The sequence below is a fragment of the Streptomyces sp. NPDC002032 genome (genome assembly GCF_042890765.1).
Classification (GTDB): Bacteria; Actinomycetota; Actinomycetes; order Streptomycetales; family Streptomycetaceae; genus Streptomyces.
Genome location: NZ_JBIASM010000001.1, coordinates 20,104 through 41,582, shown reverse-complemented (window position 1 = coordinate 41,582; position 21,479 = coordinate 20,104). Strand labels below are relative to the sequence as shown.

Sequence of the window (21,479 nt, the reverse complement as noted above, 5' to 3'; positions counted from 1 at the left end):
CTAGTCTCCCGGAATGTCCCTCCTCCTCGCGCCGCGCACCCGGCTCTCGCTGCTCGTCGTGCTGCTGGCCGGCGCCGGGGTGTGCGTCGTGCGCTACGAGCCCCAGCGGCTGCTCTCCCAGGGCTGGCCCCCGGAGCTGCCGCTCGGCACGGGGGTGCTGCTGTTCGCGGGTGCGTACGGACTGTGCACGGCGGCGTTCGTACCGCGCCCCCTGCTCAACCTGGCCGCCGGCGCGGTGTTCGGCGCCGCGTTCGGGCTGGTGGCGGCCCTCGGCGGGACGGTCCTGGGGGCCGCCATCGCCTTCGGCCTGGGACGGGCCCTGGGCCAGGACGCGTTGCGCCCGTACCTGCGGGGACGCTGGCTGCGGGCGGGCGACGAACAGCTCAGCCGGCACGGGTTCCGGTCGGTGCTCGCGGTGCGCGTCTTCCCCGGAGTGCCGTTCGCGGCGGCCAACTACCTGGCGGCGGTCTCCCGTTGCGGCTGGCTGCCGTTCCTCCTCGCGACGGCGCTCGGCACGGTCCCCAACACCGCCGCGTACGTGATCGCGGGGGCCAGCGCGGCCTCCCCCGGATCGCCCGCGTTCCTCGTCTCGGCCGGCTTCATCGGCCTGTCCGCGGTGCTCGCCGCCGCCGTCGCCTGGCGCAAGCGGCACCGGCTCGCGCCCTCCCCCGCGGACCGGCCGGCGGACCGGCCCCCGGCTGGGCACCCCCCTGTGGTCACGGCCGCTCCCCACGGGCCCTAGCATCGGACCCGAACTGCCCGACGATCACAAGGACGAGCGCACCCCGACATGAGCTGGTTCGAATCCCTAATCCTCGGTCTCGTCCAGGGGCTTACGGAGTTCCTCCCGATCTCCTCCAGTGCCCACCTGCGGCTGACCGCGGCGTTCGCCGGCTGGCACGACCCCGGTGCGGCCTTCACGGCCATCACGCAGATAGGCACCGAGGCCGCCGTCCTCATCTACTTCCGCAAGGACATCGCGCGGATCGTCTCCACCTGGTTCCGCTCGCTGTTCACCAAGGCGCTGCGCTCCGAGCAGGACGCCAAGATGGGCTGGCTGGTCATCGTCGGCTCCCTGCCGATCGGCGTGCTGGGCCTGCTGTTCAAGGACCAGATCGAGGGCCCCGCCCGTGACCTGCGGCTGACCGCCACCACCCTCATCGTGATGGGCCTGGTCCTCGGCTTCGCCGACTGGCAGGCCTCGCGCGACGCGGAAGGCGGCCGCCACCGGGTGGTCCACCAGCGCAAGACGCTGAAGGAACTGGGCGTCAAGGACGGCCTGATCTTCGGTGCCTGCCAGGCCATGGCCCTGATCCCGGGCGTCTCCCGCTCCGGCGCGACGATCTCCGGCGGTCTACTGCTGGGCTTCACCCGCGAGGCCGCGGCCCGTTACTCCTTCCTCCTCGCGATCCCGGCCGTCCTGGCCTCGGGCGCCTTCGAGATCAAGGACGTCATCGAGACCCCCGGGCACATCACCTGGGGCCCGACGATCTTCGCGACGGTCATCGCCTTCTTCGTCGGCTACGCCGTGATCGCCTGGTTCATGAAGTTCATTTCCACCAAGAGCTTCATGCCCTTCGTGATCTACCGCATCCTCCTCGGCATCGTGCTGTTCGCCCTGATCGGCGCGGGTGTGCTCAGCCCCCACGCCGGCGAGTCGGGTTCTTGACGGGGCTCTCGCTCACCGCTTCGCGTGAACCGGAGGCCGCTCGGGAACGTTCCCGGGCGGCCTCCGCGTCGTTGTGACTGGAGCAAGACGAAGCAGCAGGGGGTGTCCCGCATGAGCCGTGTGGTACTTGAACGTTTTCCGGCCGGAAGCCCGAGGGGCAGCTGGCCCGCCGAGGAGTACGCCGCCCAGCGGATGCGCGAGGGCGTCCCGGCGGAGGTGGTGATGGACCTCGACAGCGATGCGTTCCTGGTGGTGGTCCGCCAGCGGGAGGCCCATTGCGGTCGCTGACGGCCCCCGTGCGCGATCCGGCCGCCGCACGCCCCGTGTCCGCACGCCCCTTGGCCTCGCGGCCCCGCAGCCCCACACTGTCCCGATGACGCAGCGCGTGGACCTCGCGACGGTAATGGACCGGCTGGCCGTCGACGAGGTGGTCTCGGGGTACGCGGCGGCCGTCGACGACGGCGACTGGGCCGCCTACCGCGCCCTCTTCACCCCCTCCGGACGGGCCGACTACACCTCGGCGGGCGGCGTCGAGGGGCCGGCCGGGGAGGTCGCGGACTGGCTGGAGCGGACCATGACGCTCTTCCCGGTGCGCCAGCACCTGATCGTCAACCGGCTGATCCGGCTGGACGAGGACCCGGGCGGCGCCCCCGGCGACACGGCACGGGTCCGGGCGGACTTCCTCAACCCCATGCTGCTGGCGGACGGGCGCTCCGACGCAGCCCCGACCGCCCCCAACTTCGTCGCCGCCGGCCGCTACGCCTTCGCGCTGGCCCGCACTCCCGACGGCTGGCGCCTGACCCGGGTCACCGTGCAGGAGAAGTGGCGGCACATGACGGCGTGAAGGACGGGGCAGGGGGTCCCACACTGGAGAGGGAGGCGCGTCTTGGTCACGAATCGGATCCGGTGGTGGCGTGCGGCGGCCGCGGTGGCCGCCGGAGCGCTGCCCTGCCTGGCCTTCCCCGCCCCGGCCCTGTGGTGGTTCGCCTACGTCGCCCTCGTGCCCTGGATGCTGCTGCTGCGCTCCGCCCCCACCGGGCGCCGGGCGGCCCTGGAGGGCTGGCTCGGCGGCGCGGGCTTCATCGTGGCGGTGCACCACTGGCTGCTGCCGAGCCTGCACGTGTTCCTGGTGCCGCTGGCCGCGCTGCTGGGGCTGCTCTGGATCCCCTGGGCCCTGCTGGTACGGGAGCTGCTCGGCGGGGCGCCGGGCCGGGGCCGGGCGGGAGCCGCGCTGGTCCTCGTACCGGCGGGGTGGCTGCTCTCGGAGCTGGCCCGGTCCTGGCAGGGGCTGGGCGGGCCGTGGGGGCTGCTCGGGGCCAGCCAGTGGCAGGTGGCGCCGGTGCTGCGGCTCGCTTCGGTGGGCGGGGTGTGGCTGGTGAGCCTGCTGGTGGTGGCGGTGAACTGCGCGCTGGTTCTGCTGGTCGCGGCGCCCCGGGCGCGGGTCCCGGCGGTGGCGTCCGTCGCGGGCTGCGCGGTGCTGACGGGGGTGGTGTGGCTGTGGCTGCCGCGCCCTGAGCCCGCGGGCGTGCTGCGGGTGGCCGTGGTCCAGCCGGGTCCGGTGGCGGACGGCCCGCTCCCGGGCGACGGCGCGCAGCGGCGGTTCGACGCCCAGGAACGGCTGACGCGGGCGCTGGTGGGGCAGCGGGTGGACCTGGTGGTGTGGGGCGAGAGCAGCGTCGGCGCGGACCTGGCGGCGCGGCCCGACCTCGCGCGCCGGCTGGCCGGCCTGTCCGCCGACACCGGCGCCCCGCTGCTGGTCAACGTGGACGCGCGGCGCTCGGACCGGCCCGGGATATACAAGAGTTCCGTCCTGATCGGCCCGCAGGGTCCCACCGGCGACCGGTACGACAAGACGCGGCTGGTGCCCTTCGGGGAGTACGTACCGGCCCGCGCGGTGCTGGGCTGGGCCACCTCGGTCGGCAAGGCGGCCGGCGAGGACCGGGTGCGCGGCGCGGGCCCGGTGATCATGGAGCTGCCCGGCGGCGGCCGGCTCGGGCCGCTGGTGTGCTTCGAGTCGGCCTTCCCCGACATGAGCCGCGAACTGACCCGGGAGGGGGCCGCGGTGCTGGTCGCCCAGTCCTCGACGTCCTCGTTCCAGCAGAGCTGGGCCCCGGCCCAGCACGCCTCGCTGGCGGCCCTGCGCGCCGCCGAGACCGGCCGCCCGATGGTGCACGCCACCCTCACCGGGGTCAGCGCGGTGTACGGCCCGTCCGGCGAGCGGATCGGCCGGCCGCTGTCCACGCGGGAGCGGACGGCGGCCGTGTACGAGGTCCCCCTCGCCCGGGGGACCACCCCCTTCGTCCGCTTCGGCAACTGGCCGGGCGGCGCCTCGGTGGCCGCGCTCGCCGCGTACTGCGCGCTCCGGTGGGGGCGGACCGTCAGGCGGGCGAGGCCGCCGATGCCTGCTCCAGAGCGGTCAGCACCACCCGCTCGCACAGTTCGTGGGTGAGCAGTGCGTCCCGGGCGCTGAGCACCTGGCCGGCCGCCACGGCCTCCAGGAAGGTGTCGACGACCTGCTCGATCCCGCGCTGGCGGGCCACCGGCACCCAGTCCCCGCGCCGCCGCAGCGTCGGCTGGCCCTTGTGGTCGATGACCTCGGCGAGGTTGACGACCTGACGCTTGGAGTCCTGGCCGGAGACCTCCAGCACCTCCTCGGTGGACCCGGAGAGCCGGTTCATGATGCCGAGGGCGGTGAAACCGTCACCGGACATCTGGAGCACCACCTGGTGCATCAGCCCCTCGCGCACCACGGCCCGCACGTCGATGTGGTCGGCCTCGCCGGGCAGCAGGAACCGCAGGGTGTCGACGACGTGGATGAAGTCGTCGAGGACGAGCGTGCGCGGGTCCTCGGGGAGGCCCACCCGGTTCTTCTGCAGGACGATCAGCTCGCGCGGGTGCTCGGCGCACTGCGCGTAGCCGGGCGCGTGCCGGCGGTTGAAGCCGACGCAGAGCGCGACCCCGCGCTCCTCGGCCAGCTCCACCAGGCGCCGCGAGTCGGCGAACTCGTAGGCCAGCGGCTTGTCCACGTACGTCGGCACGCCCGCCTGAAGCAGCCGGGCCACGATCTCGGGGTGGGCGGCGGTCGGCGCGTGCACGAAGGCGGCGTCCAGGCCCTGCGCGAGAAGTGCGTCCAGCGTGGTGTGGCGGCGCTCGGCGGGGATGTGGTGGAGCGCGCCGATCCGCTCCAGCGTGGCCGGGGTGCGGGTCTGCAGGTGCAGTTCCACGCCGGGGCGGGTGGTGAGGACGGGCAGGTACGCCTTCTGGGCGATGTCGCCGAGTCCGATGACGCCGACCTTCACCGGGTGCCTCCTGATCTGTGCCGGACGGGACACCGGCAGCTTAATCCCTGGTGGGAGGGGCAGCGTTCGGGCGAGGATGGCGGCCATGACTTCCGACGGATCACACCGCCTCGAACCCTCCACCACCGCGAACGAGCGGGACATGCTGGACGGCTGGCTCGACTACCACCGCGCCACCCTCGCCTGGAAGTGTTCCGGGCTGACGGAGGAACAGCTGCGCCGCACCCCGCTCGCACCCTCCGGACTGAGCCTGATGGGCCTCGTCCGGCACATGGCGGAGGTGGAGCGGTACTGGTTCCGGGAGATCTCCCTCGGCGCGGACCTGCCCGATCTGTACAGCACGAGCGAGGACCGCGACGGGGACTTCCACTTCACCGGAGCCGAGACCTGGGCCTCCTCCGAGCAGGTGTGGCGCACGGAGGTCGAGCTGGCCCGGAAGGCGGCCGCGGGCCGCTCCCTCGACGCGGTGTCGGACGCCGCGAGCCACCACCGCGGCGAGGTGTTCAGCCTCCGCTGGATCTACACCCACATGATCGAGGAGTACGCGCGCCACAACGGGCACGCGGACCTGCTGCGGGAGCACATCGACGGCGCCACCGGCGAGTAGGCGGTGTCCTGCGGACACCGCCCGGCCGTCACCCGTGCGGGGTGAATATCGGCGCAGGATTTTCGCAACGGGGTCCTCGCACAGCAGAGTTGCGCGGGTGCTTCCCACCCGAACCTCCGCGAAACTGCTCCTCGGCGCCGCCTGTGCCGTCTCCGCCGTCTCGGGCTGCGTGAACGTGGCCCCCGCGCCGGGGCGGCCCGCGACGGCCCCCTCGGCCGGGCTGCCGCCCCAGTACGAGCCGCGCGGCGCGCCGGGGTCGCTGCCGGTGGTCGTCCAGGCGCCGGCGCTGGAGGCGCTGGCGGCGGTGCCGCGGGAGGGGGCGCGGCCCTCGGGGCCGACGGCCACGGCCCGGGGCACGGGGCGCACCGCCCCGCGTACCCCCTCGGGGCGCGGGGAGGCCGTGCCGCCGGTCCCGGACATCCCGGAGCCCCACGAGGAGGCCCGGCCGCCGCAGCGGCACGCGCAGGACCGTCCGGACTCCGCACGGCACGACGTCCGGGTGCCGCGCGAGCTGGCGCGGCAGCTTCCGGTCAGCCCGGCGGACGTGTGCGCCCTGGGCCGGCGGCACGGCCACTGGCACCCCGACAGCCCCGAGGCGCGCATCTGCGCGGGCGTCCGGGACGGCTGAGGCGGGCGGGCCCGGTCCGCGTGCTACGGGGACTGCTCCGGGAACGGCCGCCGCCCCGGGCCCGGTTCCGTCGCGAGCCGCCGCTCCAGCCGGGCGATGGCGGCCCGTACCCCGTTCCCGTACCCGTCGTCGGGCAGGGCGACCGTGGCCGCCCGGGCCCGCGCGAGGTGCACCCGGGCGGCATCGGGGCGGCGGAGCTTGACGTAGTCGGCGGCGAGGCTGAGGTGGAGCGAGGGGTAGAAGACACGCACCGCCTCGCGCGGCCCCTCCCCGAAGGCGTCGGCGGCGGTCAGGGCGCGCAGGTCCCAGGCCAGTTCGTCGGCGGGGTCGTCCTGGGCGTCGGCGAGGTAGTGCGCGAGGGTGCAGCGGTGCAGGGAGTCCCCGTCGGCGCCGATCTCGGACCAGATCTCGCCGAGCCGGTTGCGGGCCTCCTCGCGGTCGCCGGCGTGCAGCAGGATGACCGCCTGTCCGATCCTGGTCATGACGGCGTCCTCCGACGCCTCCTGCTGCTCCCTCAACGCGGCCTCCGGCTCGTTCCGCCGGACCCGCTCCGGTCCGGTCAGCACGAAGCTAGCCGCAGGCACCGGCTCTGCCGCCGAGGCGCGGTGTGGCGTCAGCCCAGGTCGGGGATCCGCCAGTCGATCGGCTCATGGCCCTGGGCGGCGACGGCCTCGTTGATCTGGGTGAAGGGGCGGGAGCCGAAGAACTTCTTCGCCGAGAGCGGCGAGGGGTGGGCGCCCTTGACGATGACGTGCCGTTCCCCGTCGATCAGCGGGATCTTCTTCTGGGCGTAGGCGCCCCAGAGGACGAAGACGACCGGGTCGGGGCGCTCTGACACCGCGCGGATCACCGCGTCGGTGAACTTCTCCCAGCCCTTGGCCTTGTGCGAGTTGGGCTCGGCCTCGCGGACGGTGAGGACGGCGTTGAGGAGCAGGACGCCCTGGCGGGCCCACGGCATCAGGTACCCGTTGTCCGGGACCGGCAGGCCCAGCTCCTCCTTCATCTCCTTGTAGATGTTGCGCAGCGAGGGCGGGGTCTTGACCCCGGGCTGCACGGAGAAGCACAGGCCGTGTCCCTGGCCCGCGCCGTGGTACGGGTCCTGGCCGAGGACCAGCACCTTCACGCGGTCGAACGGCGTGGCCTCCAGGGCGGCGAAGACCTGCTCCCGGGGCGGGTAGACGGGCCCGTTCGCCCGCTCCTTCTCGACGAACTCGGTGAGTTCCCTGAAGTAGGGCTGGTCCAGCTCCCCGCCGAGAACGGGGAGCCAGGACTCGGGCAGCATCTGGGTCACGTCGACAACCTCCGGTACAAGTTCGTGCAACTGCTCAGAACCTACCGGGGGCCACTGACAACGCCGTGGCCCGGGCACCGCCCGCGGGCGTCACCAGCTGATCTTGCGGTACAGCTCCCACATCTGCATGGCGGTCTGCGGGTCCAGCGCCCGCTCGGCGCCGGCGATGTCCTCGCGCGCGCCGACGTACAGCTTGCCCTGCCACAGCGGCAGCAGCCGGACGTCCTGGGCGAAGATCTGCTGCGCCGTCTCGAACTCCTTGACGCCGGCCGACCGGTCGCCCTCGCGGCGGGACTTGGGCAGCAGGTCGTTGAGGATCTCGGCGGGCTCGTACGGGGTGCCGACCGCGTTGTCCTTGCCGACGAACGGCGCGATGAAGTTGTCCGGGTCCGGGAAGTCGGGGAACCAGCCGCGGCCGAAGACGGGGTACTCGCCGTTCTTGTAGCCGACCTGGAAGTCCTTCCAGGGCTTGTTGCGCAGGGTGATCCTGAAGAGGCCGCTCTCGTCCAGCTGCCGCTTGAGCTCGGTGAACTCGTCCGCCGTGGAGCCGCCGTAGCGGTCCGTGGTGTACCAGAACGTCAGGTCCACCGGCACGGGGATGTTGGCCGCGGTGAGGAGCTTCTTGGCCTTGGCGACGTCGGGCTGGCCGTAGAGGTCGTAGAAGGGCGTCTTGTGGCCGACGACCCCCTTGGGGACCATCGAGTACAGCGGCTCGGCGGTGCCCTGGTAGACCTTGGTGACGAGGGCCCCGCGGTCGACGACCTGGGCGATGGCCTGGCGCACCGGGAGCTTGGCGACCTGCGGGTCCTTGGGGTTGAAGACCAGGTAGCGGATCTCGGCGCCGACGTTCTCGACGACCTGGACGCCCGCGTTGTGCGAGGCCGTGCTCTGCAGGTCCTTGATCTCCGGGGCCGAGAGGCCTCGGTAGGTCGCGTCGATCTCCTTGGACTTCAGGGCCGCGACCATCGCGTCGGACTTCGCGAAGTAGCGGATGGTCACACCGTCGTTGCGGCGGTTGGCGAAGCCCTGGTAGCTGCTGTTGCGGCCGAGGACGGCCTCGGAGTTCTCCTCGTAGGAGGTGAGGACGTAGGGGCCGGAGCCGGTGGCCTTGCCGTCGGAGCGCACCTTGTTGGCCGGGTACTCCTTCGGCGGGACCAGCGAGGCGGCCGGGGAGCCGAGCACGAAGGGGAAGGTCGCGTCGGGGGTGTTCAGGTGGAAGACGACCGTGAGCGGGTCCGGCGTCTCGATCTTCTCCAGGGAGGCGAAGAGGCCCTTGGGGCCGACCTGGGAGTTGATCGTCTTGATCCGGTCGAGGGAGTGCTTGACCGCCTTGGAGTCCAGCGGCTCGCCGTTGGAGAACTTCAGGCCCTTGCGCAGGGTGCAGCGGTAGGACTCGTTCGCCGAGTCGGTGAAGTCGCAGCTCTGGGCCGCGTCCGGCTGGGGCTTGGTGCTGCCGGTGGGGAACGCCAGCAGCGTCTGGTAGATGTTCCGGTACAGCTCCCAGGAGCCGTCCCAGGCCGCCGCGGGATCGAGGGTGCTCGGGGCGCTGGTCGTGCCGACGACGATCCTCTTCGTCTTGTCACCGCTGTCGTCGGAGAACAGACTGCATCCGGCGAGCAGGGATATGGACGCAAGGGCCGCAGTGATCTGCAGGCATCTGGTCCGGTTGAACACGTGCACGCTCCTCGATCAGCCAGGGGTGCGGCAGACCCTACCTCAGTGCGTCACAAATCCAATGGGCAGGTTTCGTGAGGCACTTGACCGATTACGTGCGTATTCGATACGCATTTGCCTCCCTTCGGGAGGCAAATGCGTCCGGTTATCGGTCAGTGCACTCCGGCATTGAGGAACATTCCCCCGTCGACGACGAGAGTTTGTCCAGTTACCCATTCCGCTTGTGCAGATGTGAGGAATGCGGCGGCGCCCCCGATGTCCTCCGGGAGGCCGAGCCGGCCCAGCGGATAGGCGGCCGCGGCCTCCTGCTCCCGGCCCTCGTAGAGCGCCTGCGCGAACTTGGTCTTGACCACGGCCGGGGCGATGGCGTTCACCCGCACCCGGGGGGCCATCTCGTGGGCGAGCTGGAGGGTGAGATTGATCATCGCGGCCTTGCTCATCCCGTACGCCCCGATGAAGGGCGAGGCGGAGACACCGGCGATGGAGGCGATGTTCACGATCGCCCCGCCGTTGTCCTTCTGCCAGGCGTGCCAGGTCCGCTGGGCGAAGCCCAGGGCCGAGATCACGTTGGTCTCGAAGACCTTCCGCGCCACGCCGAGGTCCAGGTCCGCGATGGGCCCGAAGACCGGGTTGGTCCCGGCGTTGTTCACCAGGAAGTCGACGCGGCCGAAGGCCTCCATCGTCCGCTCCACGGCGACGGCCTGGTGGGCCTCGTCGTGCGCCTTGCCCGCCACGCCGATCACCCGGTCCGCGCCGAGCCGCTCGACGGCCTCCTTGAGCGCGTCCTCGTTGCGCCCGGTGATGCAGACCCGGTCGCCCCGGGCCACCAGCGCCTCGGCGATGCCGTGGCCGATGCCCCGGCTCGCGCCGGTGATCAGCGCGACCTTGCCGCTGTCGATGCCGTTGTACGTCATGCCGTACGCCCTGCCTCTCGTGGACGGGTCAGTTGAGCGGGCCGCCGGCCACGTACATGACCTGGCCGGAGACGAAGCCCGCGGCCTCGCCGGTGAAGAACGCGATGGCGTTGGCGATGTCGTCGGGGCGCCCGACGCGCTGGACGGGGATCTGGGTGGCGGCGGCGGCCTGGAACTCCTCGAAGCCCATGCCCACCCGGGCGGCCGTCTGGGCGGTCATCTCCGTCACGATGAAGCCCGGGGCGACGGCGTTGGCGGTGACGCCGAACTTGCCGAGCTCGATGGCCAGGGTCTTGGTGAAGCCCTGGAGCCCCGCCTTGGCGGCGGCGTAGTTGGCCTGGCCGCGGTTGCCCAGCGCCGAGCTGCTGGAGAGGTTCACGACGCGGCCGAACTTGGCCTCCACCATGTACTTCTGGCAGGCCCGCGCCATCAGGAACGCGCCCCGCAGGTGCACGTTCATGACCGTGTCCCAGTCGGTGTCGCTCATCTTGAAGAGCAGGTTGTCCCGGAGCACGCCGGCGTTGTTGACCAGGATCGTCGGGGCGCCGAGCGTGCTCGCCACCCGCTCGACGGCCGCCTCCACCTGGGCGCTGTCGGAGACGTCGCAGCCGACCGCCAGGGCCTTGCCGCCGGCCGCGGTGATCGCCTCCACGGTGTCCTTGCAGGCCGCCTCGTCGAGATCGAGTACGGCGACCGCACGGCCCTCGGCGGCCAGGCGCACGGCGGTGGCGGCGCCGATGCCCCGGGCCGCCCCGGTGACGATCGCTACGCGCTGCTCGGTGGTGGACATGCTGGATCTCCTCGCCCTTGAGAGACGGCCGCCCAGAGGTGAGCAACCGCTTAGTAGCTTCAGCTGAGGAGACGCTAGGAGCCCCGGCAGCGGGTGTCAACGCCAGCATGCCGTCCGTGGCGCACGGGAGCCCCCGGGCAACGCCCGGGGGCTCCGCGACGAGGGCCGTCCGGTCAGCGGACCAGGAGGTCGAAGAGCCGCCGCGTCTCCGCCGCCGGGTCGGCGGTCAGGCCGGTGTGCACCGGACCGGGCTGCACCACCGTGCTGCGGGGCGCGATCAGCCAGCGGAACCGCCGGCCGGGGTCGTCGCCGGCCGCCTGCCCGGCCGTCTCGCCGCCCGCGCAGAGTCCCTCGACCCCGCGCAGCGCCGCCCGGATCCCGGCCACGTCGGCCCCCGGGTCCAGCGCGGCGAGCTTCGCCTCGTCGAGGTGGGTGCGCGCGGCGACGTACCCGTGCGCGCGGCAGTAGACGATGACGCCGGCGTTGAAGCACTCGCCGCGCTCCATCCGGGGCACCACGCGCACCAGCGCGTATTCGAAGACGTCCCGCTCGGTCACTCGTCGCCGCTCTTCTTCTTGGTCGTGTGGGGCTGGGGGGCGAGGCGCTCGGCGAGCCAGCCGGGCGGGCCCGACCGCGGCCGGACCTCGGCCTCCATGGTGATCCGCTCGTGGATCGTCGCGGCGCGCGGGAGCAGCGCCTCCACGTAGGCGCGGCGCACCGCGTCGGTGGAGTCGAAGCCGGGCTCGTCGACCAGCCACTCGTCGGGCACGTCCGCGGTGACCTCGGTGAGCAGCTCCTCGGTGACCAGCGGCGCGAGCGCGGCCGCGGCCGCGGCGATGTCGGGGCCCACGGGGGCCAGGACGTGGTCGGAGGCGTTGTAGGGCTTGGCGGAGGCCGCCTGGGCGGTGGGCCAGTTGTGATGCCAGATCATCGTGGCGCCGTGGTCGATGAGCCACAGGTCGCCGTGCCAGACCAGCATGTTCGGATTGCGCCAGGACCGGTCGACGTTGTTGATCAGGGCGTCGAACCAGACCACGCGGCCCGCCTCGGCCGGGTCCGCCTGGTAGGCGAGCGGATCGAAGCCGATCGAGCCGGGCAGGTAGTCCATGCCCAGGTTGAGCCCACCGCTGGCCTTGAGCAGCTCCTGGACCTCCTGGTCGGGCTCGCCGAGTCCGATGACGGGGTCGAGCTGCATCTGCACCAGCCGCGGGACCCGCAGGCCCAACCGCTGGGCGAGGCGCCCGCAGATGACTTCGGCGACCAGGGTCTTGCGGCCCTGGCCGGCGCCGGTGAACTTCATGACGTAGGTACCGAGATCGTCGGCTTCGACGATTCCCGGGAGCGAGCCGCCCTCACGCAGGGGCGTGACGTAGCGGGTCGCGATCACTTCTGTGAGCATTTTCCCAGGCTAGCGGGCAGACGCGCGTCACGATCCAAGGTTTTTCCCGAACGGCGACGGCCCGGCGCCCCGCATCACGCCGGCCTCGGTCCGCCAGGCTCATGGACGAGGGGGCCGGCGCGGACGGACTCCCCGGTGCCGGCGGCAGGGCGGGGCATACGACGACGCATGGGTGACGTATCGGTGGGCGCGTGTTCATGGACGGATCCGGCGCTGGTCGCCGGCGGCTGGTACCCGGCGGGGCGGCGGGACGCGGAGGGGCGGCTGAGGCACTACGCCACCCGCTTTCCCGTCGTGGAGGTCGACTCCACCTACTACGGGCTGCCGAGTGCCCGCAACAGCCGGCTGTGGACCGAACGGACCCCGCCGGACTTCCGGTTCGACGTCAAGGCGTTCTCCCTGCTCACCGGCCAGCCGACCCGTACGGCCGCCCTCCCCGCCGATCTGCGCCCCGCGGGGGGCAGCGCCTGGGTGCGGGCCGACGACGGACTCCGCAAGGAAGTGTGGGAGCGCTTCAGCGGGGCGCTCGCGCCGCTGCGCGAGGCCGGACGGCTGGGGACGCTGCTGTTCCAGTTCCCGGCCTCGCTCACCCCCGGGGCCCGCGGCGAGGCGGTGGTGGAGGAGTGCGCCGAACGGGCGGCCGACTGGCCGCTGGCCGTCGAGCTGCGCCATCCGGGGTGGTGGGGCGAGGAGCGGCGGACGGCCACCGCCGCCCTGCTGGCGCGGCACGCGATCGCGACCGTGGCCGTCGACACGGCCCAGGGACTGCCCACGTCCGTCCCTCCGGTCGCGTGCGTCACCTCTCCGGACCTCGCCGTGGTGCGTTTCCACGGGCGGAGCCCCGCATGGGGTTCCAGTGGCCCCGGCGCCAAGGAGGCGAAGTACCGCCACACCTACACCGAGGCGGAGCTGGCCGAGTGGCTGCCGCGGCTGCGGGACATGGCGGACCGGGCCGCCTCCGTCCACGTGTTGTTCAACAACTGCTGTGCCGACGCGTCCGTCCGGGCGGCGGAGACGATGCAGCAACTGCTGGCGGCCGATGCGGCCTTCACCGTGCGCGGACCAGGTGTTCCCCGATGAGGCCCTGGAGATCAGCGCGCGGCGGTCCACTGTTCGAGGAGGGCTTCGGTGGTGGTGACGGCCGCCACCAGCGCGAGGGAGTTGCGGATCACCTCGGCGGTGCAGGAGGCGGGCACCCCGGCGATGGCGTCGGCGGGGACGACGACCTGGTAGCCGAGGTTCACCGCGTCGAAGACGGTGTTCGGGATCGCGATGTTCGAGGAGACCCCGGTGACGACGAGGGTGCGCACGCCGAGGTTGCGCAGCAGCGCGTCCAGATCGGTGCCCGCCATCGGGGAGAGCCCGTGCAGCCGCCGCACCACGAGGTCCTGCTCGGCGACGGTGACGGGGGCCGCGATCTCGACCGCCCGGCTCCCGCTGAGCTGGCGCACGGGCAGCTTCCCGGCGGCGCGGAACAGCCGCGCGTTGGTGCTGGCCCCGAGTCCGTCCGGCCGGCGCTCGGCGACGGCGTGCAGCACCTGTACGCCGGCCGCGCGGGCGGCGTCGACGAGCGCGGCCACCCGCTCCAGCATCCCGGACTTCCGGGCCTCCTCGGCCAGCTCGGGCAGGGCGCTCTCCTCCCCGACGACACCGTTCTGGCATTCGACGGTGAGCAGCGCGGTGGTGGCGGGATCGAAGTCCGGCATGGCTCCCCCTGGCGTGGTGGCGGCGGAGCCCGCATGATTCCTGACACACAGTCAGATGTGAAGGGGCGTGGGCGCGATGGACGGGACACCTGGGGGCGGGACACCTGGGGGCGGGACGCAGCGGCGCGGCCGCCGCATCATGATGACGGACGAGGAACGGGACGCCTTCCTGCGCGAGCAGCGCACCTGCCGGGTGGCCACGGTCTCCCCCGACGGGCGGCCGCACGTGGGGGCCCTGTGGTTCGCCTGGGACGGCACCTCGATGTGGCTGTACTCGATCACGCGCAGCCGCCGCTGGTCCGACCTGCGCAAGGACCCCCGGATCTCGGTGGTGGTGGACTCCGGGGAGGCGTACGACGAGCTGCGCGGGGTCGAACTGTCCGGCACCGCGGTGTTCGTGGGCGAGGCCCCGCGCACCGGCGAGCCCTGCCCGGAACTGGCCGAGCCGGAACGGATCTTCCCGGTCAAGAACTTCGGCATCGAGGAGATGCCGCACGACGGCCGGCACGCCTGGATCCGCCTCACCCCCGACGCGATCGTCTCCTGGGACTTCCGCAAGCTCTGAGCCCGCCCGGGGCCCCCGCCGCGGCGCGGGGCAGGCCCGCCGCGGCGCGGGGCAGGCCCGCCGCGGCGCGGGGCAGGCCCGCCGCGGCGCGGGGCAGGCCCGCCGCGGCGCGGGGCGGGCCCGCCCCGGCCTACGCCTCCACGGCGGCCGCGGCCGCGTGCAGGGCCTCGACGGCGGCCCGGATGGAGGGGCGGCGGCCCGCGTCCGAGCGCCAGACGGCGTACACGTGGCGGCGTACGGCATCGCTCACGGGCAGCAGCCTGACCCCCGGCGGCACCGGCCCGCGCCCCAGCCGGGGCGTCACGCACACGCCCAGCCCGGCTTCCACGAAGGCCAGCTGGGTGTGGTGCTCCTCGGCGATGTGCGCGATGCGCGGCTCGACGCCGGTGCCGCGCAGGGTGAAGACCAGCCACTCGTGGCAGAACTGGCCCTCGTTCCAGGAGATCCAGTCGTCGGCGGCGAAGTCGGCCAGCGAGCTCCGCTCGCGGTCCGCCAGCGGATGGCCGGCCGGAACCGCGACGTCGGCCGCGTCGTCCAGCAGGTGGGCGCGGGTCAGCTCGGCGGGCACCGGCATCCGCTTGTTGTGCCAGTCGATGGCCAGGGCCATGTCGAGGTCCCCGCGCACGACCGCCAGCATGGCCTCCTCGGGCTCCTGCTCCCGCACCATGACCCGCAGTTCGGGATGGTCCGCGCGCAGGCCGGTCAGCGCCCCCGGCAGCAGCCCGCGCATCGCCGTCGGGAAGGCGCCGATCCGCAGCTCGCCGACCGCGCAGCCGCGCTGCGCCTCGACATCGGCCTGGGCCAGCTCCACCTGCGAGATGATCCGGGCCGCATGACCGGCGAGCAGCCGTCCGGCGTCGGTGAGGCGGACCCCGCGGCCGTTCTTGGCCAGCAGCGGCTGGCCCACCTCCCGTTCCAGCTTGGCCATTTGCTGGGAGACGGCGGACGTGGTGACGTGGAGGCCGTCGGCCGCGCCGCTGACCGAGCCGTGCCGGGCGAGGGCATCGAGGGTGCGCAGCCGCTCCAGGTTCAACATGTAAGCGATGCTACGCGGTCGGCCGGAGGAAGTCTCGCTTGTCCTACGAGATCATCCGGCGCACAGTGAGCGCATGAGCGCACCCACCACTCCCCGCCGGGCCCCCTCCCCCACACCCGCCCCGCCCGCCACGACGCCCCGCACCGGGCCCAAGAACGGCGCCGGCACCCTGGACTGGCGGCTGCGCTTCGCCCTCCTCTCGGTGGTCTGGGGCTTCAGCTTCCTCCTGATCAAGGTGGGCACGGAGGCGTTCGCACCCTTCCAGGTCGCCCTGGGCCGGGTCTTCTTCGGCGCGCTGGCCCTGCTGGCCGTCCTGCTGGTGCGGCGCGAACGCCTGCCCCGGGGCCGGCGGACCTGGGGGCACCTCACGGTGGCGGCGCTGCTGCTGAACACGGCCCCCTTCTCGCTCTTCGCGTACGCCGAGCAGACCATCCCCTCCAGCCTCGCCGGGATCTGCAACGCCTCCTCCCCGCTGTGGGGCATGGCGCTCTCCCTGGTCGCGCTCTCCGAGGACCGCCCGACCCGGCGCCGCTTCGCGGGCCTCGGGCTGGGCTTCCTCGGGGTCCTGACCGTCCTCGGCGCCTGGCAGGGCTTCGCGGGCATCGACGGCAAGGGCACCGCCCTGGCCCTGCTCGCCTCGCTCTGCTACCCGATCGGCTGGATCTACGTCCGCCGCACCCTGGCGGGCACCCCGGGCTCCCCGGTGGCCCTGACGGGGGCGCAGCTCATGGTGTCCACGCTCCAGCTGGCGGCCGTGAGCGCCCTGTTCACCCCGGCCCCGGCCGCCTTCCCGCTGTGGCCGACCCTCGCGGTGGCCGCCCTGGGCGCGCTCGGCACGGGGATGGCCCTGCAGATGCAGTACGGGCTGGTGACGGAGATCGGACCGACCACCGCACAGATGGTGACCTACTTCATCCCGGTGATCGCGACGGCCGCCGGGGTCCTGGTCCTCGGCGAACAGCTGCACTGGAACACCCCGGTCGGCGCGGCCGTCGTCCTGGCCGGCGCGGCCCTCACCCAGTCCCGCCCCCGCCGGGCCGCCTGAGGCCTCCCGAAGGCAGGCCCGTCAGTCGAAGCGGCCGCCAAAGGACGGCCGGGCCGCGGCGGCCACCGCGTCGGCCAGCGGGACGACCTCCGCCGGAGACAGCCCGGAGACGGTGATCCGCACGCCGGGCCCGGCCTCCACCCGGTACCGGGCCCCCGCCGACACCGCCCACCCGGCCGCCAGCAGCCTCGTGACGGCCGCCGTCTCGTCGGCGACGGGCAGCCAGACGTTCATTCCGCTGCGCCCGTGCGCCCGTACGCCCCGCTCCGCGAGCGCCGTGATCAGCCCGTCCCGGCGCAGCCCGTACGCGCGCGCCACCGCCCGCGGGTCCACGGCGCCGGAGCTCCACAGCTCCACCACCGCGTACTGGAGCAGCCGGCTGACCCAGCCCGGCCCCAGCCGCTGGCGGCCCCGGACCCGGTCCAGGGTCACCGCGTCGCCGGTGAGCACCGCGACCCGCAGGTCGGGCCCGTACGCCTTGGCCGTGGAGCGGACCAGCGCCCAGTGCCGGGTCACCCCGCCCAGCGGACACAGCGGCAGGTCGACGATGCCGTGCCCGTGGTCGTCCTCGATGAGCAGCACCCCGGGGTGGGCGGCGAGCAAAGCCCGCAGTTCCCGGGCCCGCTGCGCGCCGACGGCGGCCCCCGTCGGGTTCTGCGCGCGGGCCGTCACCACCAGGGCCCGCGCCCCGTCGGCCAGCGCCCGGGCCACCGCCGCCGGCACCGGCCCCTCGTCGTCGACGGCCACCGGGAGCACCTTCAGCCCCAGTGCGGGCGCCAGATCCAGCAGCGCCCCCCAGCCCGGGTCCTCGACGGCGACCGCGTCTCCGGGCCTCAGGTGGGCGGCCAGCACCCGCTCGATGCCGTCCAGCGCCCCGGAGGTCACGGCCACGGGCCCGGCCGGGACCCCGTCGGCCTCAAGGCCGGCCCGGGCCAGCCGGGCGAGGTCCGGGAGCACCGGGTCCTGTCCGTAGAGGGTCGGCGCCTGCGCGTACCGCCGGGCGGCGGCGGCCAGCGCCCCGTCCAGCGACGGCAGCAGCGAGACGTCGGGATTGCCCTGCGTGAGGTCCCGTACGCCTTCGGGGACGGGGATCCGCAGCGAGTCGCGCGGGGCCGTCGCCGGGCGGGCCCGCACCCGGCTGCCGCGCCGGCCGTCCGTCTCGATGACCCCGCGCTCGCGCAGCGTCCGGTACGCGGCGGCGACGGTGTTGGGGTTGACGCCCAGCTCCCCGGCCAGCTCCCGCATGGGAGGGAGCAGGAACCCGGGCGCGAGCGCGCCGGATCCGACCCCCGACTCCACGCTCGCCGCGATATCCGATGCACGACGGCCTGTGATCCGATACTCTTCTAGCACAAACCTCATTATGCACTAGTACAACGGAGTCCGCACCATGACCGCCACGCCCGCCGCCTACGCGCCCACCGACCGCACCGTCCCGAGCCGCGCCCGCCAGCGGGCGAGCTACGACCGCGAGACGGTGCACTCGATACTCGACCAGGCCTACGTCTGCCACCTCGGGTTCGTCCGCGACGGCGCGCCGGTGGTCCTGCCCACCCTCTTCGGCCGGGTGGGCGAGACCCTCTACGTCCACGGCTCGACCGGCTCGCGCCCGCTGCTGGCGGCCGGCCAGACGGACCCGGGCCTGCCGGTCTGCCTCACGGTGACGCACGTCGACGGGCTGGTCCTGGCCCGGTCCGCGTTCCACCACTCGATGAACTACCGCTCGGTGGTCGTCCACGGCACCGCCCACCAGGTCACCGACGAGGACGAGCGCCGCATGGCGCTGGACGCCCTGGTCGACCAGGTCGTCCCGGGCCGCTCGGCCGACTCGCGGCCCGCCAACGCCAGGGAGCTCGCGGCGACGGCCGTGATCCGCCTGGATCTGACCGAGGTCTCGGCGAAGATCCGCACGGGCGGCCCCAACGACGACGCCGAGGACCTGGGCCTGCCGTTCTGGGCGGGCGTCGTCCCGGTCGCGCCGGCGTACGGGACCCCCGTCCCGGCCGCCGACCTGGCCCCCGGCGTCCCGGCCCCGGACTACCTCACCGCGCTCTGAGGCCGCGGGGCGGGCCCGGCCACCGGCCCGGCACCGCCCTCGCCCCCCTCCCCGGCCCCGGCCCCGTCCCCGGCCCCGGCACCGCGCGCCTCGGCCACGATCAGCGCGCCCACCGCCGACAGCAGCAGTACGGTGCCCAGCACCACCGGCCCGGTCAGCCGCTCACCGAGCAGCCCGACGGCGATCACCGCCGCGCTGACCGGCTCGATCAGCATGATCACCGACACCGTCGCGGCCCGCACCGCCGCGGCGCCGGTGAAGTACAGCGCGTACGCCAGCGCCGTCGGCACGGTGGCGACGTAGACCAGCAGCCAGAGCACCCGGCCCCAGTCGGCGGCATGCGGCAGCAGCCCCTCCAGCAGGGCGAGCGGCAGCAGGCACACCGTGCCCACCCCCACCGACCAGGCGGTGGTGACCAGCGGGTCCCCGCCGGCCCCGCGCCGGCCCAGCCAGCGCGCCCGCAGGGTCATCGCCGCGTACCCGGCGGCCGACAGCAGTGCCCAGCCGACCCCGGCCGGCCGCACCTCGCCGCCTCCGGAACCGAGCACCAGCACGGCCAGCCCGGCCAGCGCCCCGACGACGGCGGCCACCCCGCCCCGCCCCAGCCGTTCGCCCATCCAGTACCGGCCGCCCAGCGCGATCAGCACGGGGCCCGCCCCCAGCGTGACCACGGTGCCGACCGCCAGGCCGGTGTCGCGCACGGCGGCGAAGTAGGCGGCCTGGAACAGGGTGAACATCAGCCCCGTCCCGATCAGCGAGCGCGCCGAGGGCCGCCGCGCCCGCACCCGCGCGGGACGGCGTACGGCGAGCACCCCCAGCAGCACCACCAGCCCGCCCGCGCACCGCCAGAACGACAGGGCGATCGGGCCGAGGTCACTGGCCAGGAAGAGGAGGGAGGCGGCCGCCCCGGCGGTGCCCCAGGCGGCTCCGGCGACGACGAGGTACAGCAGACTGCGCCCGGCTGCGGGCGAATGGTTCGACACGTGTGTCTCCGCGCATGCGTGAAGGATGAGGGAAGCAGGTCATCGCTTCGCGGGCAGCGCGAACCGGCCCGGGAACTCCCGGGCGGGATCCTCGTACGAGTGGTGGCCGCCCGCGCTAGGCGGCGGGAGGCGGAAGCACGGTCGACGGCATGCACAGCACCCTACGGGCTGCTCCCGCGCCGGACCAAGCCCCGGCCCGCCCGGCCCGCCCGGCCCACCCGGCCCCCCTGCCCCCCTGCCCCGCCCGCGCCTACGCCTTCGTGGGCTCCGGGGCCAGCACGGCCGGATCGGCGGCGCCCGGCGGGGTGGGCCGCGAGGACTGCGCGATGAAGGCACCGCCCAGCACCAGCGCCCCGCCCACGATCTGCGGGGTCGAGAGGTGCTCGCCGAGCAGCACCCACGCCAGGACGGTGGCGATGACCGCCTCCAGGCAGGCCACCACGCCCGCCACCTGCGGGGAGAGCTTGCGCACCGAGACCACCCCGGTCAGGTACGCGAAGACCGTGGCGACCAGCACCACCCAGCCCAGCAGCACCAGGGCGGGCACCCGCGTCTGCCCGAGCGCCGCGGAGCCGCCCAGCACCCCCCAATCCATCCCCCACGGCCGCGCGATCACCGTCATGACGACCGCACCGATGATCATCCCGTAGGCGATCACGCCCATCGGGTCGGGCACGTCGTCCCCGTCCGTGCCCTGGTCGGCGAAGACGAAGTAGAAGGCCTGGCAGCAGGCCGCGGCGAGGCCGAGCAGCACGCCGAGCGGGTCCAGGCTCAGCCCCGACCAGATCTCGACCACGCAGGCCAGGCCCACGACGGCCACCGCCGCACCGGCCGCGGCCGCCCGGGTCACCGGCTTGCGCTGCACGAAGCGGATCCAGCCGAGCAGCAGGGCCGGGCCCAGGTACTCCAGCAGCAGGGCCACGCCGACCGGGATCCGTGACAGGGAGGCGAAGTAGAAGGCCTGTACGCCGGCCACCGCGACCAGGCCGAAACCGGCGAGGAGCAGGGGCTTGCGCCGCAGCAGAGCGCGGTGCCGCCAGGCCAGCGGGGACAGCACCAGCGCCGCCCCGGCCACCCTGAGCCACACCACGTGCAGCGGGTCCAGACCCGCCTCGATCAGCGGCTTCGCCGCCACACCCGAACCACCGAACGCACACGCCGAGACCAGGGCGAGGCCCAGCCCGGCGTTCTTCCCTGACGCTTGCATCGGGCCATCATGGCAGGGCCGGTCAGGAGCGTCACACGCGTGACGCCTGTTGAGACGGACCCGGCGCCGGGCCGGCCGCACCCCGCCATATCTGACTGGTCGTCAGTATTGAATGTTCCACCCGCCGGGGCTACCTTCCGCCGCACGAACCCGACGAGAAGGGGTGGACGCATGGCTGAAGTCACCGCGGAATCACGCATCGAGGCGCCCGCCGCGAAGCTCTGGGCCCAGCTGACCGACTGGGACGCGTACGGGCAGTGGAGCGCGACCCACACCAACTTCCCGAAGGGCGGCCCCGAGACCCTGGCCGTCGGCTCCACCTTCGCCGAGAACATGAAGATGATGGGCTTCCCGGCCGAGGTCCTGTGGACCGTGTCGGAGCTGGAGGACCAGCGCCTCTTCGCCATCACCGGCAAGGGCCCGATGGGCGTGGCCGTACTGACCCGCTACACCCTGATCCCGGACGGCGGTGCCACCACCGTCCGCATCGACGGCGAGTTCACCGGCGCGGCCGTCTCCCTGATGGCGGGCAAGCTCAAGGACTCCGCGACCGCCGCACTGAACGAGTCCCTCCGCAAACTGGCCGGCCTGGTCGCCTGACCCCGGACAC

At 73.6% G+C, this 21,479-nt stretch carries 25 protein-coding genes; 12 read left to right on the top strand and 13 right to left on the bottom strand.

Translation table 11 applies throughout. From position 1 onward, the window contains the following. Positions 1-13: 13 nt before the first annotated feature. The 5 genes from ACFYYT_RS00220 (at position 14) to lnt (ending at position 4,118) form a co-directional block, all read left to right on the top strand. Positions 14-742, top strand: a complete 729-nt coding sequence (locus ACFYYT_RS00220; protein WP_351827530.1) for a VTT domain-containing protein — start codon at positions 14-16, stop codon at positions 740-742. A gap of 48 nt (positions 743-790) precedes the next feature. Further along, a complete protein-coding gene (locus ACFYYT_RS00215) occupies positions 791-1,669 on the top strand; it encodes an undecaprenyl-diphosphate phosphatase (protein ID WP_351827533.1) in 879 nt (292 codons plus the stop codon). A 111-nt stretch (positions 1,670-1,780) separates the two neighbouring features. Continuing rightward, positions 1,781-1,957 (top strand): hypothetical protein, encoded by a 177-nt coding sequence (locus tag ACFYYT_RS00210; protein ID WP_351827536.1) that lies wholly within the window; start codon positions 1,781-1,783, stop codon positions 1,955-1,957. A gap of 85 nt (positions 1,958-2,042) precedes the next feature. After that, entirely contained in the window at positions 2,043-2,513 is a 471-nt protein-coding gene (locus tag ACFYYT_RS00205) for a nuclear transport factor 2 family protein (RefSeq protein ID WP_351827539.1), read from the top strand. Positions 2,514-2,555: 42 nt separating this feature from the next. Further along, the gene (gene lnt, locus ACFYYT_RS00200) at positions 2,556-4,118 is read left to right on the top strand and encodes an apolipoprotein N-acyltransferase (protein ID WP_351827541.1); all 1,563 of its coding nucleotides are present in this window, start codon (positions 2,556-2,558) and stop codon (positions 4,116-4,118) included. Here lnt and ACFYYT_RS00195 read toward each other — a convergent pair. Further along, positions 4,048-4,968, bottom strand: a complete 921-nt coding sequence (locus tag ACFYYT_RS00195; RefSeq protein ID WP_351827543.1) for a Gfo/Idh/MocA family oxidoreductase — start codon at positions 4,966-4,968, stop codon at positions 4,048-4,050. The two genes, lnt and ACFYYT_RS00195, sit on opposite strands and share 71 nt — an antisense overlap. An 85-nt stretch (positions 4,969-5,053) precedes the next feature. On the opposite strand from ACFYYT_RS00195, the gene ACFYYT_RS00190 reads away from it, so the two are divergent. Together ACFYYT_RS00190 and ACFYYT_RS00185 are read left to right on the top strand one after the other, a co-directional pair. Then, positions 5,054-5,575: a DinB family protein gene (locus ACFYYT_RS00190; protein WP_351827546.1), complete on the top strand. Its 522-nt coding sequence runs from the start codon at positions 5,054-5,056 to the stop codon at positions 5,573-5,575. 97 nt (positions 5,576-5,672) lie between these two features. Beyond that, positions 5,673-6,203, top strand: a complete 531-nt coding sequence (locus ACFYYT_RS00185; RefSeq protein WP_351827548.1) for a hypothetical protein — start codon at positions 5,673-5,675, stop codon at positions 6,201-6,203. Between the two features lie 23 nt (positions 6,204-6,226). On the opposite strand, the gene ACFYYT_RS00180 is transcribed toward ACFYYT_RS00185, so the two are convergent. The 7 genes from ACFYYT_RS00180 to ACFYYT_RS00150 all read right to left on the bottom strand — a co-directional run bounded on the left by ACFYYT_RS00180 (position 6,227) and on the right by ACFYYT_RS00150 (position 12,271). Further along, the gene (locus ACFYYT_RS00180) at positions 6,227-6,685 is read right to left on the bottom strand and encodes a hypothetical protein (protein ID WP_385364897.1); all 459 of its coding nucleotides are present in this window, start codon (positions 6,683-6,685) and stop codon (positions 6,227-6,229) included. 131 nt (positions 6,686-6,816) lie between these two features. Further along, entirely contained in the window at positions 6,817-7,485 is a 669-nt protein-coding gene (locus tag ACFYYT_RS00175; protein WP_351827582.1) for a uracil-DNA glycosylase, read from the bottom strand. Between the two features lie 99 nt (positions 7,486-7,584). Beyond that, positions 7,585-9,168 carry an ABC transporter substrate-binding protein gene (locus ACFYYT_RS00170; RefSeq protein ID WP_351827551.1) on the bottom strand — a complete coding sequence of 528 codons (1,584 nt, stop codon included), beginning with the start codon at positions 9,166-9,168 and terminating at the stop codon, positions 7,585-7,587. A 152-nt stretch (positions 9,169-9,320) separates the two neighbouring features. Continuing rightward, entirely contained in the window at positions 9,321-10,082 is a 762-nt protein-coding gene (locus ACFYYT_RS00165) for an SDR family oxidoreductase (RefSeq protein WP_351827553.1), read from the bottom strand. A 28-nt stretch (positions 10,083-10,110) separates the two neighbouring features. Continuing rightward, the gene (fabG, locus tag ACFYYT_RS00160; RefSeq protein WP_351827556.1) at positions 10,111-10,872 is read right to left on the bottom strand and encodes a 3-oxoacyl-ACP reductase FabG; all 762 of its coding nucleotides are present in this window, start codon (positions 10,870-10,872) and stop codon (positions 10,111-10,113) included. Between the two features lie 173 nt (positions 10,873-11,045). Then, on the bottom strand, positions 11,046-11,429 hold the full coding sequence (locus ACFYYT_RS00155) for a DUF3037 domain-containing protein (RefSeq protein WP_351827559.1): 384 nt from the start codon (positions 11,427-11,429) through the stop codon (positions 11,046-11,048). Next, positions 11,426-12,271 carry a HipA family kinase gene (locus tag ACFYYT_RS00150; protein ID WP_351827562.1) on the bottom strand — a complete coding sequence of 282 codons (846 nt, stop codon included), beginning with the start codon at positions 12,269-12,271 and terminating at the stop codon, positions 11,426-11,428. The genes ACFYYT_RS00155 and ACFYYT_RS00150 overlap by 4 nt, the downstream gene beginning before the upstream one ends. A gap of 168 nt (positions 12,272-12,439) precedes the next feature. On the opposite strand from ACFYYT_RS00150, the gene ACFYYT_RS00145 reads away from it, so the two are divergent. Next, positions 12,440-13,351, top strand: a complete 912-nt coding sequence (locus ACFYYT_RS00145; protein WP_351827565.1) for a DUF72 domain-containing protein — start codon at positions 12,440-12,442, stop codon at positions 13,349-13,351. An 11-nt stretch (positions 13,352-13,362) separates the two neighbouring features. Here ACFYYT_RS00145 and ACFYYT_RS00140 read toward each other — a convergent pair whose 3' ends face one another. Next, entirely contained in the window at positions 13,363-13,977 is a 615-nt protein-coding gene (locus tag ACFYYT_RS00140) for a cysteine hydrolase (RefSeq protein WP_351827568.1), read from the bottom strand. Between the two features lie 76 nt (positions 13,978-14,053). Between ACFYYT_RS00140 and ACFYYT_RS00135 the strand changes: the two genes are divergently transcribed. Further along, entirely contained in the window at positions 14,054-14,542 is a 489-nt protein-coding gene (locus ACFYYT_RS00135) for a pyridoxamine 5'-phosphate oxidase family protein (RefSeq protein ID WP_351827571.1), read from the top strand. 130 nt (positions 14,543-14,672) lie between these two features. On the opposite strand, the gene ACFYYT_RS00130 is transcribed toward ACFYYT_RS00135, so the two are convergent. Next, entirely contained in the window at positions 14,673-15,578 is a 906-nt protein-coding gene (locus ACFYYT_RS00130; RefSeq protein ID WP_351828449.1) for a LysR substrate-binding domain-containing protein, read from the bottom strand. A gap of 73 nt (positions 15,579-15,651) precedes the next feature. Between ACFYYT_RS00130 and ACFYYT_RS00125 the strand changes: the two genes are divergently transcribed. Next, entirely contained in the window at positions 15,652-16,623 is a 972-nt protein-coding gene (locus ACFYYT_RS00125) for a DMT family transporter (RefSeq protein WP_351828452.1), read from the top strand. Between the two features lie 21 nt (positions 16,624-16,644). On the opposite strand, the gene ACFYYT_RS00120 is transcribed toward ACFYYT_RS00125, so the two are convergent. Continuing rightward, complete coding sequence (locus tag ACFYYT_RS00120) at positions 16,645-17,976, bottom strand: aminotransferase class I/II-fold pyridoxal phosphate-dependent enzyme (protein ID WP_351828455.1); 1,332 nt, start codon at positions 17,974-17,976, stop codon at positions 16,645-16,647. A gap of 37 nt (positions 17,977-18,013) precedes the next feature. Between ACFYYT_RS00120 and ACFYYT_RS00115 the strand changes: the two genes are divergently transcribed. Further along, the gene (locus ACFYYT_RS00115; protein ID WP_351828458.1) at positions 18,014-18,679 is read left to right on the top strand and encodes a pyridoxamine 5'-phosphate oxidase family protein; all 666 of its coding nucleotides are present in this window, start codon (positions 18,014-18,016) and stop codon (positions 18,677-18,679) included. On the opposite strand, the gene ACFYYT_RS00110 is transcribed toward ACFYYT_RS00115, so the two are convergent. Both ACFYYT_RS00110 and ACFYYT_RS00105 read right to left on the bottom strand, forming a co-directional pair. Continuing rightward, positions 18,661-19,662: an EamA family transporter gene (locus ACFYYT_RS00110; RefSeq protein WP_351828461.1), complete on the bottom strand. Its 1,002-nt coding sequence runs from the start codon at positions 19,660-19,662 to the stop codon at positions 18,661-18,663. The two genes, ACFYYT_RS00115 and ACFYYT_RS00110, sit on opposite strands and share 19 nt — an antisense overlap. A gap of 250 nt (positions 19,663-19,912) precedes the next feature. After that, positions 19,913-20,869: an EamA family transporter gene (locus ACFYYT_RS00105; protein WP_351828463.1), complete on the bottom strand. Its 957-nt coding sequence runs from the start codon at positions 20,867-20,869 to the stop codon at positions 19,913-19,915. Between the two features lie 171 nt (positions 20,870-21,040). Here ACFYYT_RS00105 and ACFYYT_RS00100 point away from each other — a divergent pair, with 171 nt between their 5' ends. Then, positions 21,041-21,469, top strand: coding sequence for an SRPBCC family protein (locus ACFYYT_RS00100; RefSeq protein ID WP_351828465.1), 429 nt, complete (start codon positions 21,041-21,043; stop codon positions 21,467-21,469). Positions 21,470-21,479: the final 10 nt, after the last annotated feature.